Origin of the sequence: Formosa sejongensis (assembly GCF_033447105.1) — a bacterium.
Classification (GTDB): Bacteria; Bacteroidota; Bacteroidia; order Flavobacteriales; family Flavobacteriaceae; genus Formosa.
Window position 1 is genome coordinate 220,882 of sequence record NZ_JAWQUN010000005.1, and the last position, 18,010, is coordinate 238,891.

General features: G+C 33.3%; 18 protein-coding genes and 1 pseudogene. 5 read left to right on the top strand and 14 right to left on the bottom strand.

What is annotated here, in order from left to right; all coding sequences use genetic code 11:
* Window positions 1-165: 165 nt before the first annotated feature.
* Window positions 166-1,473, bottom strand: a complete 1,308-nt coding sequence (locus R6X41_RS08015) for an MFS transporter (RefSeq protein WP_318499088.1) — start codon at window positions 1,471-1,473, stop codon at window positions 166-168.
* 297 nt (window positions 1,474-1,770) lie between these two features.
* Between R6X41_RS08015 and R6X41_RS08020 the strand changes: the two genes are divergently transcribed.
* The 5 genes from R6X41_RS08020 (at window position 1,771) to R6X41_RS08040 (ending at window position 6,721) form a co-directional block, all read left to right on the top strand.
* Window positions 1,771-2,505 (top strand): flavodoxin family protein, encoded by a 735-nt coding sequence (locus tag R6X41_RS08020; protein ID WP_318499090.1) that lies wholly within the window; start codon window positions 1,771-1,773, stop codon window positions 2,503-2,505.
* A gap of 120 nt (window positions 2,506-2,625) precedes the next feature.
* Window positions 2,626-2,772 carry a hypothetical protein gene (locus R6X41_RS08025; protein ID WP_318499092.1) on the top strand — a complete coding sequence of 49 codons (147 nt, stop codon included), beginning with the start codon at window positions 2,626-2,628 and terminating at the stop codon, window positions 2,770-2,772.
* 585 nt (window positions 2,773-3,357) lie between these two features.
* Window positions 3,358-4,659, top strand: coding sequence for a Na+/H+ antiporter NhaC family protein (locus tag R6X41_RS08030; RefSeq protein WP_318499094.1), 1,302 nt, complete (start codon window positions 3,358-3,360; stop codon window positions 4,657-4,659).
* 112 nt (window positions 4,660-4,771) lie between these two features.
* Window positions 4,772-5,692: an alpha/beta hydrolase gene (locus R6X41_RS08035; RefSeq protein ID WP_318499096.1), complete on the top strand. Its 921-nt coding sequence runs from the start codon at window positions 4,772-4,774 to the stop codon at window positions 5,690-5,692.
* Between the two features lie 99 nt (window positions 5,693-5,791).
* Entirely contained in the window at window positions 5,792-6,721 is a 930-nt protein-coding gene (locus R6X41_RS08040) for a DUF302 domain-containing protein (RefSeq protein WP_318499098.1), read from the top strand.
* A gap of 177 nt (window positions 6,722-6,898) precedes the next feature.
* On the opposite strand, the pseudogene R6X41_RS08045 reads toward R6X41_RS08040, so the two are convergent.
* The 13 genes and pseudogenes from R6X41_RS08045 to R6X41_RS08105 form a co-directional block, all read right to left on the bottom strand.
* Window positions 6,899-7,237: pseudogene (locus tag R6X41_RS08045) on the bottom strand (4Fe-4S dicluster domain-containing protein).
* A gap of 12 nt (window positions 7,238-7,249) precedes the next feature.
* Complete coding sequence (locus R6X41_RS08050; RefSeq protein ID WP_318499101.1) at window positions 7,250-7,537, bottom strand: hypothetical protein; 288 nt, start codon at window positions 7,535-7,537, stop codon at window positions 7,250-7,252.
* Between the two features lie 971 nt (window positions 7,538-8,508).
* Window positions 8,509-9,894: an FAD-binding oxidoreductase gene (locus tag R6X41_RS08055; protein WP_318499103.1), complete on the bottom strand. Its 1,386-nt coding sequence runs from the start codon at window positions 9,892-9,894 to the stop codon at window positions 8,509-8,511.
* 79 nt (window positions 9,895-9,973) lie between these two features.
* Window positions 9,974-10,474, bottom strand: a complete 501-nt coding sequence (locus R6X41_RS08060; protein ID WP_318499105.1) for a YybH family protein — start codon at window positions 10,472-10,474, stop codon at window positions 9,974-9,976.
* Window positions 10,475-10,605: 131 nt separating this feature from the next.
* On the bottom strand, window positions 10,606-11,697 hold the full coding sequence (locus R6X41_RS08065) for a nickel-binding protein (protein WP_318499107.1): 1,092 nt from the start codon (window positions 11,695-11,697) through the stop codon (window positions 10,606-10,608).
* A gap of 125 nt (window positions 11,698-11,822) precedes the next feature.
* Window positions 11,823-12,215, bottom strand: coding sequence for a VF530 family protein (locus R6X41_RS08070; protein WP_318499109.1), 393 nt, complete (start codon window positions 12,213-12,215; stop codon window positions 11,823-11,825).
* 199 nt (window positions 12,216-12,414) lie between these two features.
* Window positions 12,415-13,275: an alpha/beta hydrolase gene (locus R6X41_RS08075; RefSeq protein WP_318499111.1), complete on the bottom strand. Its 861-nt coding sequence runs from the start codon at window positions 13,273-13,275 to the stop codon at window positions 12,415-12,417.
* A gap of 307 nt (window positions 13,276-13,582) precedes the next feature.
* Window positions 13,583-14,572: a hypothetical protein gene (locus R6X41_RS08080; protein ID WP_318499113.1), complete on the bottom strand. Its 990-nt coding sequence runs from the start codon at window positions 14,570-14,572 to the stop codon at window positions 13,583-13,585.
* Between the two features lie 66 nt (window positions 14,573-14,638).
* On the bottom strand, window positions 14,639-15,034 hold the full coding sequence (locus R6X41_RS08085; protein WP_318499115.1) for a hypothetical protein: 396 nt from the start codon (window positions 15,032-15,034) through the stop codon (window positions 14,639-14,641).
* Window positions 15,035-15,102: 68 nt separating this feature from the next.
* The gene (locus R6X41_RS08090; RefSeq protein WP_318499117.1) at window positions 15,103-15,297 is read right to left on the bottom strand and encodes a hypothetical protein; all 195 of its coding nucleotides are present in this window, start codon (window positions 15,295-15,297) and stop codon (window positions 15,103-15,105) included.
* A 908-nt stretch (window positions 15,298-16,205) separates the two neighbouring features.
* Window positions 16,206-16,568 carry a hypothetical protein gene (locus R6X41_RS08095; protein ID WP_318499119.1) on the bottom strand — a complete coding sequence of 121 codons (363 nt, stop codon included), beginning with the start codon at window positions 16,566-16,568 and terminating at the stop codon, window positions 16,206-16,208.
* Window positions 16,569-16,679: 111 nt separating this feature from the next.
* On the bottom strand, window positions 16,680-17,594 hold the full coding sequence (locus R6X41_RS08100; RefSeq protein ID WP_318499121.1) for a helix-turn-helix domain-containing protein: 915 nt from the start codon (window positions 17,592-17,594) through the stop codon (window positions 16,680-16,682).
* A 114-nt stretch (window positions 17,595-17,708) separates the two neighbouring features.
* A partial coding sequence (locus R6X41_RS08105) for a transposase (RefSeq protein WP_318499122.1) occupies window positions 17,709-18,010 on the bottom strand: 302 nt, incomplete at its 5' end.

The window sequence follows — 18,010 nt, forward strand, 5'->3', positions numbered from 1 at the left end:
AAGTTCGTTATGATTTGGCTATTATTAAAACACAAATAAACACTTATATTTTAAAAAGTAAGTTGATTGATTGAATATTATAGGTTCATTTTTTCTCGAATAAGTGGATCCTTCGACTTTGCTCTGGATAAGATCTTACACCGTATTACATATAAACAGTCTGCACTACTGCGGATTCTTAACCGCTACAGATCCTACAATTAAAAACAACAAATACGCCAAAGCGATATACCCAATATAACTGTAAGACCCGAAGGTTGAAAAACAATAGCTAAATAAACTTGGAGCTATAGCACTTGCAAGGACTAAAAAGCTCATGACTTTTCCGGTAATAGCTCCCAAATGTAATCGGCCATAATATCTTGGCCAGGTTACGGCGTTAATAACTGCGAATAATCCGCTTAATAATCCTAAACCAGCCACCAAAGCATACACACCAAATGGACTAGATAAGAATAACAATCCGCAAGATGCTAACACGCCCCCACCCAACATGACGTACAAGTATATTTTATGACTGATATAATCGCTTAGTATATTACAAAAATTAGAGACCGATAAGGCTATAATAGAAATGGGAATAAAAATAGCAATGGCATGTGCTTTACTATAGCCCTGAGTCGCAAAAATAGACACCACATGAAAGGTGAATCCTGTAGCAAAGAAACTATTAAAGGCTAATACTAAACCAAACATCCAGAATCCGCGTGTTTTCTTGGCTTCCGTTAGCGTGAAATCTTTGAGTACTTTTTTAGGGGCTTCGACTACTTTTTTAATGGTCTTTTGGACGCCGTCTGGTATGAGATTAAAATCTTCTGGTTTGTTACGGTAAAATTGAAGGATACCAAAACTAAAGATAAATAAACATGCGGCTAGTATTTGCCAACTGCGTTCCCAACCATGGTTTTCGATAAGGTAATTAAGCACTAAAGGCGAACTCGAAAACCCTAGTGACACGGTAACGCTACTAATTGCATTTACTTTCCCCCTGTTTTTATCGAACCATAACATAATCATGTTTCTGGATGCCATGGTTAAGACGCCTTGTCCGCTAAATCGGATACAAAAAAACAACACACACATAACTCCAAAAGGCACAATCCATGTACTCACGTTTAGTATAGATTGTATCCCTTCGCTAATTTGTACAGATACGGCACAGAGTACTAATGAGATGCCTAAAACTATAGTCGCGAAAAAAGCAACATAACGCGCTCCGAAACGGTCGAACAACCGCCCTGCTTTAGATACGAAAAAGGCACTTAGTAAGGTTCCAAACATATAGGCATTACTAAACTGATTTCGGCTTAGGCCTAAGGCATCTTTTACAGGATCTGTAAACACAGAAACGCCTACAGTTTGCCCAGGAATACTTGCTAAAACACCAATACTACCTATAAAAAGCACTATATAACCATAGAAAAAAGGAACTTTATTGGGATTGATGAATGAGAATGAATTTGGGGTTAACATGATTTTGTTTCAGGAGCATAAAAGTAATTGTTTTAATGCATTGAGGTATAGTAAACATTACTTTTTTCATTCTTAATGTAGACTACAAAATTCATATTTTATTTCCATAAGTAAGCAAATACAATCTTAATTAAACCAATTTAGACGGCTTAATACTCATTTTTAGAATAGTAATTAGAATACAAATTCACCAAGTTATTTACGGCAATTATGAAACGGAATGGGGTAATAAGAATCATAGACATCATATATCTTACAAAATAGAAGGTAATAAGAAATCACACTTAAATAAATAGCATGAAAAAAATAGATTTTAGCAACTTAAAAGCTGTATTTGTAAATTGTACGTTAAAGAAATCACCAACGAAAAGTCACACCCGTAATCTTATGGATGTGTCTATTGACATCATGAAATCTGAGGGTGTCTCTGTAGAAACTATTCGTCTGGCAGATTATGATATCCCAGCAGGTGTTCAGCCAGATCTTACTGAAGAAGGTCACGACACAGATGAATGGCCGGATATTTATAAAAAGATAATCGCAGCAGATATCCTTGTTATTGGAACACCAATATGGTTGGGAGAACGCTCTTCGGTAGCCTCTAAGCTAATAGAGCGCTTATACGCCATGAGTGGTTACCAAAACGATAAAGGCCAATATGTATATTATGGCAAAGCTGGTGGGTGTATTATTACTGGAAACGAAGATGGTGTTAAACATTGTGCTATGGGTATGTTGTATGCCTTACAACATTTAGGGTATAGTATTCCGCCGCAAGCAGATGCAGGGTGGATTGGACCTGTGGGTCCAGGACCTAGTTATGGTGATACACAATGGAAAGGAGAAAAAATAAATCCGCCAGTGGGTTACGATTCTGAATTCACCAATCGAAACACAACCTTTATGAGTTATAACTTAATGCATTTGGCCAAAATGTTAAAAGAACAAGACGGTTATCCTGCGTATGGAAATTCTAGGGAAGCTTGGGATGACGGCACAAGATGGAATTTTTCAAACCCTGAATATAGATAGTAATTTAAAAAGCTTTAATATTACCTATGCCGGTAGTATTCAAGCTTTTTTTTAATTCAGAAATTATACTGTTATGGGAGTTTTGTTGATATTCCAGATTACAGAATACAGCTCTTATGGATGCCAAATTTAAAAATGGATTCTAACACTAAGACCATCGAATTTTACACGTCTAGTGTAACAGGAACTTATGAAATAGTTTTAGATGGTTTCACGGTTACTGGAAAACATGTGGTTTTCAGAAAGACTATTGACGTTACTGAATAGCACATGCGTTCTGTAAAGTTTTTTGTGTGACGCTGAAATGAATATAGGGTGACGGGGAAGGTTTTTATGTTGTAATCGTGTTCTAAATGATCCTTATTTTCATTTTTTTCATCGATAAAAAAACGAAACAAAAAAATCTAGGCTGCACCCGTGCTATCTACATGTTATGTTTGCATCCTAAATTTCAGGAACTCGCTTTTAGATTTTATTGTTTTACCATATTAAAGATTAAAAAAATTAGGTTACATATTAACAACATTCGTTTTGCTCAGACAGCCTAAAATTTTACGGATACTGCACTGCACATGTTACGATAGCACGGCTGAGGCCAAGTTAATTCAACTAAGAACAAAATTCCCAAAACCCAAAACCTAATCCCTCCTTCTATAAGCCTCCTCTAGAAAATAACAGACTTAAAGAATTACCTATCTCCTTTTTTATAGTAATTTCGCCGGCTTAAAATTTGAATCAAGAATCTCGATTAAAGGACTTTGCTTCGGCATTAATGAGTATGGCGCTCATTAGATAGGCTAATTGATTGGATTAACTATTAGCTTTACTTCTCCTTTTAAAATGAAATATTACATGGCAAAGACATATACACAAACCCCTAAGTTTTCAGCATTAATTCCTTTATTCGTCTTTGTTTTTACCTTTTTAGGATTTGGTATTTATCAGAACGACTTCTATGCCTTGCCTGCTCCTATTGCTGTTATTATGGGTATTATCGTTGCCTTTTTAATGTTTAGACAATCTATAGATTCTAAAATAAAAACACTTTTAAAAGGCTGTGGTGACGACAAGATTTTAACCATGTGCTTAATCTATTTACTGGCTGGTGCTTTTGCAGCTATTACAAATGAAACAGGCAGTGTAGAAGCCATAGTAAATCTAGGATTAGATTATATTGCGATTCAATATATTTATGCTGGGATCTTTATTATCTCTGGGTTTTTAGCGGTGTCTTCTGGGACTTCGGTTGGTTCTATAGTGGCATTAGCGCCTATAGTTGTAAGTTTTGCAGATAGAAGCACTGCCGATTTAGCGATTTTATGTGGCGCCTTATTAGGAGGTAGTATGTTTGGCGATAATTTATCAGTGATTTCGGATACTACTATAGCAGCCACCCAATCCTTAGGGTGTAAGATGAATGATAAGTTTAAACAGAATATTAAAATTGCCATTCCTGCTGCTGTATTTACGATTGCTATATTGCTGTTTCAAGGTTTGGACTTAGAATCTGCTACCACTGAAATCGTGGTTTATAATTATTCTGTTATTAAAATACTCCCTTATATTTTAGTCATTATACTGTCTATTGCAGGTATAAACGTGTTTGTTACTTTGCTATTTGGGACACTTTCGGCGGGACTTCTTGGTCTTTTTTATGGTGATTTTACGTTTCTAGAAGCGACTAAAATCAGTTATAATGGTTTTACAAACATGACAGAAATCTTTTTACTATCCTTGCTTACAGGTGGTCTTGCGGCTTTAGTTGAAAAAAATGGAGGTATAGATTATATTTTACTTCACATTAAAAAAGGTATTACAGGTAAAACATCGGCTCAGCTTGGTATTGCGACTTTAGTGAGTGCCATTAATTTGGCTATTGCCAATAATACCGTGTCTATTATAATTGCAGGTCCGATTAGTAAAACAATTAATGATGAATACGGTTTAGATAATAAAAACACGGCTTCAATTTTAGATATATTCTCTTGTGTTTCTCAGGGTCTATTGCCTTATGGCGCTCAAGTTTTAATGATTTTAAGCTTTTCTAAAGCGCGTATAGATTATTTAGATTTGGTGAGTAATTCGTGGTATTTGATTTTGCTATTTATTTACACCTTAGCCTTTATTACTTTAAGTCCGTTGAGAAGCCGCTAATTATTCAAATTAGAGCAACACGGTTAACAACCTTAAACTACTACATTGGGTATTCTGTCATTATATGCTTAAATTAGTATTCTTAATATAACGTAGATTAGCATACCTGAAAATGAATTTATCTAAAGACTATAGCAGTGAAACCATTACTCTGAAACCGGATTACGAAGGAGAAGTTATTGCCGTTTTAACCGCTTCTAATTTCAATACAGGAGATAGAAAAAGCATATTGTATTTGCATGGTTATGTGGATTATTTTTTTCATCCGCATTTAGGAGAACAGTTTAACAAAAATAATTTCGATTTTTATGCACTCGATCTTCGTAAGTATGGTAGAGCTCTTTTGCCACATCAGCACCCTAATTATTGTAAAGATTTAGAAGAATATTTTGAAGAAATATCTATCACGCTTCGCAAAATAAAAGGTCAGGGTAATGCGATTTACTTGCTAGCACATTCTACAGGTGGATTAACGGCAAGCTGTTATATGAACTCCGGGGCAGAACGACATCTTGTAGATGGTTTAATTTTAAACTCCCCTTTTTTAGATTTCAATCAAACCCCATTCGAAAAAACAGTAAGTCAATTTGTGGCGCGACATATTGCTAAATTATCAGACTACGCAAAAATAACTGGTGTCCTTGCTCCTGCTTATGCACAAAGTATTCACAAAGATTATTATGGCGAATGGGACTTTAATCTGAAATGGAAACCGATAAAAGGATTTCCAACTTACTTTAAATGGGTTGTAGCCATTGCAAAGGGGCAACATAGTTTAGACGTTTCCAACATTAAAATTCCTGTTTTAGTAATGTATTCTTCAGGATCTATTCGCACTAAAAAATACACCAAAGATGCGATGTCTAACGATATTGTATTGAATATTGAAGATATTAAACGTGTTGGAAAAAAATTGGGAGATCAAGTTACCTTAATGCCAATCGATCATGCCCAACATGATATCTTTTTATCTCCTAAAGCTGTTAGAGATACGGCTTTTAGTAATATGTTTTCCTGGTTATCTCACCTTTAAAGATAAAATGCCTTTCGTTTTTTAAGTCAACATTATAAGTGATAGCGCTAAACACTGAAAGAATCGTTCTTTATTTTCGACAAACAAAATTAAGAACTTATGAAAATGACAACATTTACTTCAATATTATTTAGTGCCGTATTTTTACTCTTTGCTTGCAATGATGACGATTCAACAGTACAAGATCAGAATAACAACATGCCAGAGACTGAAGGTATTGGATATGTAAAAACCAATACTGAACCTTCAGAAATATATAACACGATTATTTCGACTTTAAATGCTAACGGCAATATCGGGATTGTTGCGGAAGTTAATCATTCGGCAAATGCAGTAAATGCAGGATTAACTTTAGACTATACACGAACGGTTTATTTTGGAAACCCTGCTTTAGGAACTCCTCTGATGCAAGATAATATTCAGGCTGGATTAGATCTTCCCCAACGCATTACCGTTTACACAGATGACGATGGACAAACTGTTGTTGCTTATAATTCTATAGATTATGTTATAAACAGACATGAATTAGGAGAAGTTTCAACCACAACTATGATTGAAAATGCCTTGGCCTCGATTGTGAATTCTTCAACTGGAGAAGAAGCTATTTTAAATGCTGTAGATACCGATGATGCCTCTGGCATTATTACCGTGTCGAGTTCTAATGATTTTGACACAACTTATGCGAACATTATAAATACACTGAATACTATAGAACCTATCACTATAATGGCAGAATTAGATCATCAAGCCAATGCACAACGTGTAGATATGGAATTAATGCCTGCAAAGTTAATTATGTTTGGGAACCCGGTATTAGGAACACCATTAATGCAAGAGTCTAGAACAACCGCATTAGATTTACCTCAAAAAATGTTAGTGTATGAAGATGCTAATGGTGATGTGAAGATTATTTATAATGATCCGTTTTATATTGCAGATCGTCATGATATAGATAATAATGATGAAACATTAAATATGATTTCTAATGCGTTAAAAACGATTGCGACTTCAGGTACTTTAGTCGATTAATTTATATCGTTTATAGTATTTCCTTTCAAGATAAAGATAAAACCCTGTAAGTTAATTGCAGGGTTTTATCTTGTGTGATACTGAAACTAGATAAGTATGTAACCGGACATTAATAGTTAAGTCAACCTGAACTCGTTTCAGGTTCTAACAAGGAGCTCACATTATTTAAATTCACAATTACTTATCATGTAAAATTCGTTTTTTCTCTAAAAGGGATTCTTTAGCTTCAACAACATTTTCATCGGGAATACAACAATCTACAGGACACACAGCTGCGCAATGTGGTTCATCATGAAAGTCCATACATTCTGTACATTTATCTGGAACAATAAAATAAAACTCATCTACAATGGGTTCTTGTAACTTGTCTGCATTTACATGTCTCCCATCTGCTAAATTACTGTCTTGTTCCATCAGAATATCTCCATTGGTCTGCCCCTACATAAATTGCATTATTTGGCCACTCTGTTCACAAGCACCACAATTAATACATTCATCTGTTATAATTATTGCCATAGTATATAAAAATTAATTAAGCAGGATGAATAGAATACTTATTAAAATACTTGCGACAAGTATGTTAAACTGAACTTTTCCAGATTGTTGCGATAGTACCGCACCATTAAACCCCATAGTGAATATGGTGACTAAAAAGAGCTCAATCATTTTTGGTGTTTTGGGGAGATCATTATTCATTAATATAAACATTGCAGCAATAGATCCTATACAACTCTGACCAAGTACTCCTAGCGTACCATAACCAATAATTCCTGAACTATATTCTATCAATAAACTTTTATATGTTTTTAAAATCATCTCAAATATATTTAAAACTGTTAGTATGAATTCTTTGATTTAAGAGAAATATATTTTTTAAATCTTATAGCTTTACTCATGTGACATACATCTTTTTAATGACTGATAATAAATGCATTACATTATGATTTAATATGTCTTACAAATATTATACTTGATACTTTTTAAGTGCAAACCTTGATGTTTTAATATCTTATTTGAATCTTAACTCTAGTAAAAGTATGCATTTATTTTAATTCGGACAAATTTATCCGATAATATTATTTAAAGGAGTAAGGCTTCAGAATAAAAATGTAGACCAAAATATTTTTTGATATTGTAAGATTAATTTGTTAACATATCTTACAGAATATCACAAAATTGAAATGAAGTTAATCTGATTTTTGTATTACATAAAATTAGGGGTTTGAATAGTAAAAATGAAAAAGAATTGACTTAAGAAGATCTGCTCTTTATTTGATACTGAAACAAGTTTAGCATGACGCATTATTTATCGCAGCGTCAATCTGAACTTGTTTCAGGTTCTCATACGTAACTAACCATATTTACGTACTGGAATGAATTGAATGTTATAGTTAATATCTTCTTTTTTCCTTAATGAAAAATTGAACCAAAAAAATCAAGGCTGCATATAATTCTGGAAAACAATGAACGGATTAACCGTTATGTTTTAGACTAATTAGCGTTAAGAAAATGTACCCAAAATACATTTTAGTTAAATACAATTTAAAGTACTTTTTTAGTAAAGTATTGTATTCGGATAGTAAAAAAACAGATACGCTATTTAATCCAATTGTTTTATCAAAATTTTAAGAGGCCGAGTATTATAACGGAACTGCGTTTAATTTCTTATTTACTACTGTTATCTAAAATTCTTGTTTTAGCATTATGATCTTGTGTGATATTAAATCTAATTTAGCATGACGGCGTGTTAATAGTTACGTTAACCTAACCCTTTTTCATTATTTCCATTAAGATTTAATATTCTGATTTACGCGAAATAAATTCTCTGGATCATACTGTTTTTTAATAGATAGTAAACGCTCGTAATTATACTTATAACTTGCTTTTACACGCTCTTGACCTTCGTCCATCATAAAATTAGAATATGCCCCACCAGAAGAATATACATGTAATGCTTCCCAATAGTCCTTACACCAATTCGTGATTTTATCTGAGTTTTTACGATCTGGATCTACACCTACAATCACACCTGCATATTTCGCATCGCGATAGGCCCAGGGTGTTTCTTCTGCTCCTACCCGACTTGCGGCACCACTAATATTATACAAATGCATTTGAGATAATGCTGTTGGAATTTTAGAACCAAATTTAAAATGTTGTGCAGTCATTTTCGGAGTTATACTATTAAAAAAGTCAGCTCTCCAATACCATTGCATACCTGTAGGAAAGAAATCATCAAACATACTTTGTAATGCTGGATATGGCATCTCGCCAACATGAGCAAATATAGGTTTTAGATCAAGCACAGGCTTAAATAATTCATCAAATTCTCCACTATCTCCCGTATAACACCAAATAATAGCACAAAACTTTTTATTGTGTAATTCTGCTGGAAATGGAGATTCTGGAACCACCATGGTCGCTATAAATCCGCTAATATCTTCTGTTGCGTTTTCAATAAATGTATCATACCACGCCATAATCTCTTCTACACGTTCTATAGGCCAAAATGTTGGTCCAGCCTTTACCGTTTTAAGCGGATGTGCTTGAAATGTAAACGAGGTAACCACACCAAAGTTTCCACCTCCACCTCTGATTGCCCAAAACAAATCGGTGTGTTCTTCAGCATTTACAGTCACAAAACTACCATCGGCTAAAACCATCTCTGCTTCTAAAAGATTGTCAATCGTTAATCCATACTTCCGGCTTAAATATCCGACACCGCCACCTAAGGTTAAACCACCAACACCTGTAGAAGATACCATTCCCGAAGGAATTACAAGTCCGTATTTATGAGTTTCTTCATCGACTTCACACCAAATGTTTCCACCGCCTACTTTTACAGTTTTATTAGACCTGTAGACCGTAACAAACTTAATTCCGGATAAATCAATTACCAATCCGTCTTCACAGATCCCCAGTCCGCCGCCATTATGACCGCCACCACGAATCGCTACTAACAGATTGTTATCTCTTCCAAAATTTACAGCGGTAATAACGTCTTCAGTAGTATTGCACATCGCAATTAATCCTGGATATTTATCAATCATGCCATTATAGACTCGCCGTGTATCGTTATAAGCAGCATCTGTAGGTGAAATAAGCTGACCATTTAATTGCGTTTTAAATGCGCCTATAATTTGAGGGTCTAGTGTTTTTGCTGAATTTTTCATTGGTATATATTAAAGTTAGAATTAAAAAACTATGGAAATCAGCTATTAAATATAATCTTAGGGAATTATTATTGTGTTGCTATTGTTGGTTTTTAAGTGGCGAATGATGCTCGTGAACCATTTTCCAACCATCCTCGGTATTTACAAACAATAGTGTAATTTGATCATTTACAACTACAAGTTCGTCTCCGAACATTAATTCAAAATCGGAATGAAATGTTAAGTTGGCCACTTCGCCATACACCGCAATTTGTAAATCGTCGGCCTCAAATTTTACAACTTCTGTAACTACTCCAAAAACACTACGTTCGTGTTCTTCGTTAGCTTCACCACCATTTCTAGGTTGTCCATTTTTAAATTCTGTAAACTTTGGACTATAGGCATGATAGGATATAAGCTGATCCATATCACCATCTTTTATGCTTTGTGCAATGGCACCAAATGTTTCTAGAACTTCTTGTTTCTCTTTTGGAAACTCATTCGTAATCAAGTCTGTTTTTACGACTTCATCTTTTGCTTGAAAGCTTGCGAATACCAATGATAACATCACCACTATTCCTAATACAATTTTTGTTTTCATAATAATATAAGTATTTGATTTATTTCAAAAGTAGAACAGAAAAACATTCTAGAATTCTACATTTAGACCAAATAAATATACTTTTAGACCAATTCACATATTTTACAACATACTACAAAACAATACTTTAATTAACTATTATTAAAGACAGAAGGTAAAACACCATACTTCTTTTGGAAACATTTTGAAAAATAAGCAGGACTACTAAAACCGGTTTGATAGGTGATTTCGGAAATATTATGCTGTTGTTTTTCTAACAACTCTAGCGCTTTATTAAGCCTATAATCTCTTAAAAATTGATTGGGAGATTTACCTACAACATCCATCATTGTGCGATAGAGTTTAGATTTACTATAGCCTAAATTGTCTTCAAAATCTGTAACATTTATAGTTGCTTGCGACCAAATCGTTTCAGTATAGGCCATTAATTGCATTATAAATGCTTCTGCCTGTTGACTTAAAACACTAATGTCTTTATGGATGGAAATGGGTTTGTTTTGATTTTCGCCTTCATAGAGATCTTTTACGGCTGTAGTGATAGAAAAATCGCCTTTAGCCATATCACTAAAGTAATTTGAAGTCTTGATTGTATCTTCAAAAATACTGTCTTTATCGGTAACAGGAGTTCCTGCACTTAGTCCAATATTAAATTCTAAATCGGGAGTTATCACCGCGTTATAAGCCGCTTTAATTCTTAATCCGCAATGCACAGCGTTAGTAACAGCATCAAAAGACATTAGAAAGCAACTGCCCTCTTGCTGTACCAATCGCCCCTTATTTTCGTGCGTTAAGGCGATAATAGATTTAGTATAGCCCCGAATTGCAGCATTTAGCATATTGCTATGGTTACGGCTTAACGTATTCCGTTTAATTTTTACAACCATAAGCGTTCGAAACGCAGGGTCGTTAATAATATTTAGAGTTATATTTTTAGACTTTTCGGGATCTTCAATACGCCCTAAAAAGGACTCCACTATAGTATCATTTACCTCAATAATTCGCGTTGGGATAGCACCGTGAGCATTTTCATGTAAATCTATGAGTGCTTGTTTATTTGGAGCATCTATTAAACAAAAGGCTGTTTTACGTTTTTCGTCACACCAGTATGTTAACCCCCGACAATTGTATTTATGTTCAATATCTAAATCTGCTTGATGCATTTCTGCAACATGTGCTGCGGTTATCCCTTCTGGAAGTTCATGTAAGTCTAAATATAACGGCATAGTATTGATTTTTAATGTAATATACGTTTTTTTACACGTATCTATTTAAAAATCAAATAGATGTTAACATTTTGATGACATCATAACAGAGAAGTTCCGATAAGAACTATCCGTTTAAACCTGTATCATTTTCTCGCTTTAAAAGCCTCCTCGTCTTCAATTTCATCCAACATATCTAAATATACATCCTCTACATGCTCGCGAGCCCACTGTGTTTTTCTTAAAAAACCTAGACTTGACTTTATTGTAGGGTTAAATATAAAACAGCGAATATTGACACGATCTGCCAAATACTCCCAACCATAATATTCTACTAGACGATCTAAAATCTGAGCCAATTTCACCCCATGTAGCGGATTGTTAAGTTCTGCTTCAGTGGCTTGCCTCCTATTTCGTCTAGAAGGTTTCTCTACATTCAGCTCCTCATTTGTTTTTGGTTTGAGTTCTGTACTCGAAAGCTCATCTCCTTCTTGCTGTTTATCAACTGGGGTATTCTTATTATCATTTTTTAAATCCATTATTGGTAAGTGTTTTTAGTGTATGTTTTTTGCCAGCCCTTAAATCAGGTTTTATCGCAGCAAAAATAGAATTAATATATAACCATTCTTACTAGAAGTACTTTATTAGGTATTGTTATTTATTTTCTAAAACTTCTTTTGTAGAAGTTCCAATCAATATATAATGATGAGATAAAGCATAACAACATCTGAGAATCTTTTAATTAATCGATTTAATAGTCATATCCAACCAAATCGCTGCTAAAGAAGGCCATGTTATAGCTGAAATATTACCAGGTCGCATACCGTATCCGTGTCCACCATTTTGCATCATATGAAGTTCAACTGGTATCTGATAATCTCTAAGCGCCTGAGTAAACACTAATGAACTATTTCCATGCTGGTCATCTGAGGTTCCAAAAATAAAAAAGGGCGGTACACCTGTACTCAACTCTAATTCAGGTGTAATACTTCTGTCTTCACCTTTATCTAGATACGCAGGATAAACAAGCATTGAAAAATTCGGTTTACTGGATAATGTATCGATAGCATCCGTTTTAGTATAGGAATCTTTAGTAAATTGGGTTGATGCTCGTGCAACTAAACTCCCTCCTGCAGAAAATCCTATAGCACCAATTTTTTGAGGATTCAAGTCATAGTGATCTGCTCTACTACGAACAACCCTAATTGCTCTTTGAATATCATTCAATGCCCCTAATTGATTATTTGGTACTCGGTATTGTAAAACAAAAGCAGTATAGCCGAGTTCATTAAGCCATTTAGCTATTTCGTAACCTTCCTTATCGATAGCTAATATCCTATATCCGCCTCCAGGACAAACAATTACTCCAACACCTGAATTATTTGAATTAGCAGCGGGTTCAAAAACAACTATAGCAGGATTTGTAATATCTGTAATCCTACTAACATCACCACCTGTATTAGCGGTTTGTACTGGTACATGTTTTTCCTTTTTCTCGTTAGGAACTTGATCCGGCCACAAATAAATGGTATCTCTAATTTGAGCGTGAAGTGCTGAAGTGAAAAGAATATAGATGAAAATCTGAAATAGTAATCGCATATTTTTATTCCGTTTTATATTTTAGTTTGCCTATAACGTTTATGTAAAACTTAAGTTAGATTTATTCCCTTAAAAGTAAACTGTAAAACGCCTGCTTAAAAATTAAATCGATTAAAAAGTGCACGAACCTATGAGAACATAAGTGCTTTTTATATATTTTGGTCTCGAATACAACTTAACACACCCTATATACCTTCCCTAAAGTTACCGCTTTACCCATAAATGGCAAAGCAACCGGATTCGTCAACTTAATATTTAGCTCTGGCCTATCGGCGAGCCGAAAACTTAGTTATTAGCAAATCGTTTTTTAGAAAGGTAGCTCATAAAAAATTCCATTACCTTGAAGAAAAATGTGCTTGTTATGACTTATATAATACCAAACTATGGTTGTATTATCTTCACCATAAACTTCTAGAATAGGTAGTTCTTTTGTGAAGTTGATAACTGGGTCGCTACTTACGTCAACACTACTTAAAAAAGTTTTATATTTTCGTTCGTTATCAGTTTTTTTGAAATCCAAATGTACTATGTACAATGTATTATCTATTAACTGCCAACCTCTAATGCAGTGATTTTTAAACAATCCTTTTGCTTTTCTTTTTACATTATTACCTGAAATATCTAAATAGTTTAACCCAATTCTCACATCACTTGCAATCTCAAAGACAATCATTCTATTATCTGATAATAGTATCGGATAGCCTATTCCTAAATTAACTATTTCTTTTGATACAATTGATTTTGGATGGTCTGGTTCTGAGATATCCATTAAAAATATAGAATCTTGATTAACCCAATAAATGGTATCATTAAAAACTAAAGAGTAAAAAGCGGAAGATTCTTCATTCTTATCTGGTATAACGATTTTTGATATTGGATCTGTGTTATTAATAGTTGGAATATCAGAAACCTCAAACCTATAGTCTTTATTATAAAGAGAAGAAATTTGAATGTATAATTTGCCTTTTGCTATACAGGCACCTTTTATATAACCCATTTCTCTTTCCTTAATTATAACAGTAGGTTTGTCAAGATTTTGAAAGTTTATAATTGCAATTTTATTACCTCTACCGCCTCTTAACAAGAGAGTGTCATCTATAAATTGAAAATTAGGTTCGTAAAAACGTACTTCCAGCGGTATCTTTACTAATTGCTTTAGCTGGAAAGGAACTTCAATTTTCCAAATGGTTAAAATGTTATCTTCTTGTATTGTAAATAATAGATTCTTATAGTTTTTTACAAAATGTAAATATTTTCTTTTCGAATTAAGATCTAGAATATTGGAATGTGTTATCATAAATTAATCGGGTTCTGATGTTGGAAATGTGTGGTAACGGTTTATACTCGTGTTGTAGCTAGTTTTTCATCCTTTATGTTGGTTGACACTTATTACTATTCCGTTTTCAAGTTTTATATCTAAATAATCAGGGTCAATATTAAATAATCCTGGTACGAAACCTAATTCATATGATAATTCACTTTCATTATTAGTTATAAATTCGTTTCCTAACAATTGGATTACTTCTTCTCGTGTTTTACCAATCAGGATTTTACTCTCAATGATGTATTCTGATATTTTAAATCTTTCTTCAACATTGGAATTCCATTCATCTTTGTTGAAATCACTTGTTGGATAGTATGAAATTGAGAAAATCCAAATCATCACAAGTCCGACATAGATAATCGGACTTAAAATAACAGTTGGTATTATCGCAAGGAATTTTCTGTTACTTTCGTTTCCAATTTTAAGCCTTGTCATTAGCCACATGCATATAAAATAAGTTAGAATTGCTAGAATTAAAACTATTATTGGTACTTCAGGACTCATTAATTTAAGATTTTATCAATTGAGGTATTGTCAACTTTTAAAGCCAATAGAATTCTTTTTGCCAACTCTTTGTCTGTAACTTTTGCTTTATCAAATAAGTCCATTAAATCGGTCGTAAATAATCTTTCGTTAACTGTCATTCCTTCAATTCCGTCAACTTGATTTACTATCTTATTTATTTCTTCGTCTGTCATTTTTAATTGGCTAAAACGTGATTGTATAAGATTAGTTACATGTTTTAGGCAGTAAATTTAGCAAATAAATCACAGATAAAAAGTCCGTTTAGACTTTCGTAAATAGGCTAAATTTTATACGGTGTGTGTGCACAGCATGGGCGTCTTTTGATTTACCGAAAGGTAAATAATTAATCTAGAGGGTGCAAGTCCATTATGCGCAAGAGTAACTATTCGGCTCTGGCTCAGGACAGGGGCTTTGAAGCATTAGTAAGTCGCAAGGGTGAAAATCGTGAGGTTTTATCTGAAGGTTATTTGTGATTGAATAATGAGCAAATACCGACTACAAAACTCGGTACTGGTACTTCGACTTCGCTCAGTATAAACTAAACAGAATTTAGCGAAGCGGTATCATGAATACAACTAAAACCAATCGTGTCCTAAATAATATTACATGTTCATTTTTTTCATTGATAAAAAAACGAACCAAAAAAATCTAGGCTTACGAACTTTTATCTAAATTTTTCGTTCACTATCTAAATTTAAAGAACTCGCTACTAAAAATCAACTATATAGAAACATACGTTTAGCTCAAACAGCTTTAAATTTTACGATAGTTTCTCTTCAAATTTTACGATAAATTTTCGATAGGCCAACCCAAAAAACAAAATTCAAATTATATAGAAAAAGTACCTCCCTAAGTACAACTAATTCCATAAAGTCAGCAGTGGCAAATCTTTGTAGAAAAAGAGAGTAATCGTTTAGGACGCTATTAAACTAAAACAATAAACATTTATGAATAAACCGTATAAAAAGGCATATTTACTTGGGTAAGCAACCACATCATTGTAACTGGATTATTCAACACAATATTCAGCTCTGGCCAATCGGCGAGCCGAATACTAAGTTATTACAAAACGTTTTATGTATTAACATTCAACTTGACCTGTTTTTAAGTTGATAGTTTTAGCTCTACCATATGATACATACCCTTCTTCTATATCCCATGACACTTCAACACTGTCATAAAAAAGCCCACAATCACTATTATCACTGCTTTTACCAATTACTTTACCGTTAGAGTTTTTTAGTATTACTTCTACAGGTAAACTTCCTAGACCTCCATCTCCAGGCATTATAGTTTCAAAAAAACTTCTTCTATTTTTTATTATTAATTCATACTTACCATCAGGACTTCGATAAGTAGCTAGTTTTTTTTGTGAATTATAAAAATTCAGACTTAAGACAATACAGGTACCTATAATCAATAATATATATATTGTTTTTTTCATTTTAAAAAGTATTTAAAGCATCGTCTTTTCTTTATTTGGTCATCCAACGTATATCGAGTTACACAGAACCTAATACGGGCTATAAACCTTGAATAAACTACTAAATGGCAATTATTTATGAGCACGTGTTAGCGGTTTGTTGTTTTTATTGAATGATGGCTTTAAAAATCTTATTACCATTATTGATATAACTATAATACATAGTATTATCACGTAAAATCCATAATACATCATTATGTTTAAGCTTTTGTCTTCACCACTTTTCAAATTCAACAAAGATGGAATAATGCAAAATAATCCCATAAAAACAATAATGCCAACTCTCATTCCCTTGTTTCCTTTAAGTGATATATCTGATTTTTCAATTAGTTTCTGCGATAGCAAAACATTTTTCATCGGCTCCACTTGATGTTTCTCAAATATCAATCCCCGCTTTTTAAATCGACCAAATTCATTATAAGAAATCTCAAGCACAGTATAATTAAGTCTCCTTTTTATCTTTATTTTATGAATACTCTCCTTATTTATAGAAGAAGAACCTGAGGTGAAAAGCATATAATAGAATGCTAAAGTCAAGAAAAATAATCCAAATGATCCTACATATAATGCCAAACCAAATTTTTCCATATTATAAAAAACAACTGCCAATGCTGTGAAAATTGGTATAAAAACAAGGAATACCATCAACGATTTAAAAGCATTGTTAACCGATTTACCATAATCTCCAACTAAATCTTCTATTTCAGGGGTTTTACTAAAAACCAGTTTACTGTCAAAAATGTGCAGATATTCATGTTTAGCTTTAACCGTCTTTTTCAATGTGTCTTTATTTTGACCCCATTCCATTAATTCTTTTGGAGTTAAATCTAAAGCTGACGATATTCTTCTAAGAGTTTCACCTGAAGGTTCTGTTTCTCCATTTTCAAATCGCTGAATAGTTCTTAAAGATAGTCCTGAACTTTTAGCTAATTCTTCTTGAGACAAGCCTTTTTCTTTTCTTAATTCCTTTGCTCCTTGTGCCAACATTTTATTTTCTATGTACTATTATTTAATGGACAAAAATCAATCCTGTCCTAAATAAAATTAAGGCGCACTAATTTTAACCATTTTACTGGTTTAACCATTAATTTTTGTGTTTTTTCAAAATAGAACCCCTTGCATATAATTATTTGCAGGGGGTTTACCTTTTTGAAAAGGATAATCGAGCCACTTATTCAGTTCAACCTTCACAAAAAGGTTTAGTCTTATAAAGGCGACCAAATTAGATAAATACCAAGGGTGTTTAGCTTGTGCTTTTAACGCCTTTAGGATAAGAATAGTTATTAATGCTGTCCAAATTTGTATCATCACTGCATTTTGACTTGTTCCGATAAAGGATTTTATGTGCAATTGTTGTTTTATGTCTCTGAAAAAGATTTCTACCTCCCATCTAGCCTTGTAGA

Coding starts and splice junctions, on each gene's coding strand:
- R6X41_RS08020 (WP_318499090.1), top strand. CDS start 1,771: ATGAAAAAAATAGATTTTAGCAACTTAAAAGCTGTATTTGTAAATTGT.
- R6X41_RS08090 (WP_318499117.1), bottom strand. CDS start 15,297: ATGACAGACGAAGAAATAAATAAGATAGTAAATCAAGTTGACGGAATT.
- R6X41_RS08015 (WP_318499088.1), bottom strand. CDS start 1,473: ATGTTAACCCCAAATTCATTCTCATTCATCAATCCCAATAAAGTTCCT.
- R6X41_RS08065 (WP_318499107.1), bottom strand. CDS start 11,697: ATGCCGTTATATTTAGACTTACATGAACTTCCAGAAGGGATAACCGCA.
- R6X41_RS08035 (WP_318499096.1), top strand. CDS start 4,772: ATGAATTTATCTAAAGACTATAGCAGTGAAACCATTACTCTGAAACCG.
- R6X41_RS08025 (WP_318499092.1), top strand. CDS start 2,626: ATGCCAAATTTAAAAATGGATTCTAACACTAAGACCATCGAATTTTAC.
- R6X41_RS08055 (WP_318499103.1), bottom strand. CDS start 9,894: ATGAAAAATTCAGCAAAAACACTAGACCCTCAAATTATAGGCGCATTT.
- R6X41_RS08095 (WP_318499119.1), bottom strand. CDS start 16,568: ATGAAAAAAACAATATATATATTATTGATTATAGGTACCTGTATTGTC.
- R6X41_RS08030 (WP_318499094.1), top strand. CDS start 3,358: ATGGCAAAGACATATACACAAACCCCTAAGTTTTCAGCATTAATTCCT.
- R6X41_RS08080 (WP_318499113.1), bottom strand. CDS start 14,572: ATGATAACACATTCCAATATTCTAGATCTTAATTCGAAAAGAAAATAT.
- R6X41_RS08050 (WP_318499101.1), bottom strand. CDS start 7,537: ATGATTTTAAAAACATATAAAAGTTTATTGATAGAATATAGTTCAGGA.
- R6X41_RS08070 (WP_318499109.1), bottom strand. CDS start 12,215: ATGGATTTAAAAAATGATAATAAGAATACCCCAGTTGATAAACAGCAA.
- R6X41_RS08085 (WP_318499115.1), bottom strand. CDS start 15,034: ATGACAAGGCTTAAAATTGGAAACGAAAGTAACAGAAAATTCCTTGCG.
- R6X41_RS08060 (WP_318499105.1), bottom strand. CDS start 10,474: ATGAAAACAAAAATTGTATTAGGAATAGTGGTGATGTTATCATTGGTA.
- R6X41_RS08100 (WP_318499121.1), bottom strand. CDS start 17,594: ATGTTGGCACAAGGAGCAAAGGAATTAAGAAAAGAAAAAGGCTTGTCT.
- R6X41_RS08040 (WP_318499098.1), top strand. CDS start 5,792: ATGAAAATGACAACATTTACTTCAATATTATTTAGTGCCGTATTTTTA.
- R6X41_RS08075 (WP_318499111.1), bottom strand. CDS start 13,275: ATGCGATTACTATTTCAGATTTTCATCTATATTCTTTTCACTTCAGCA.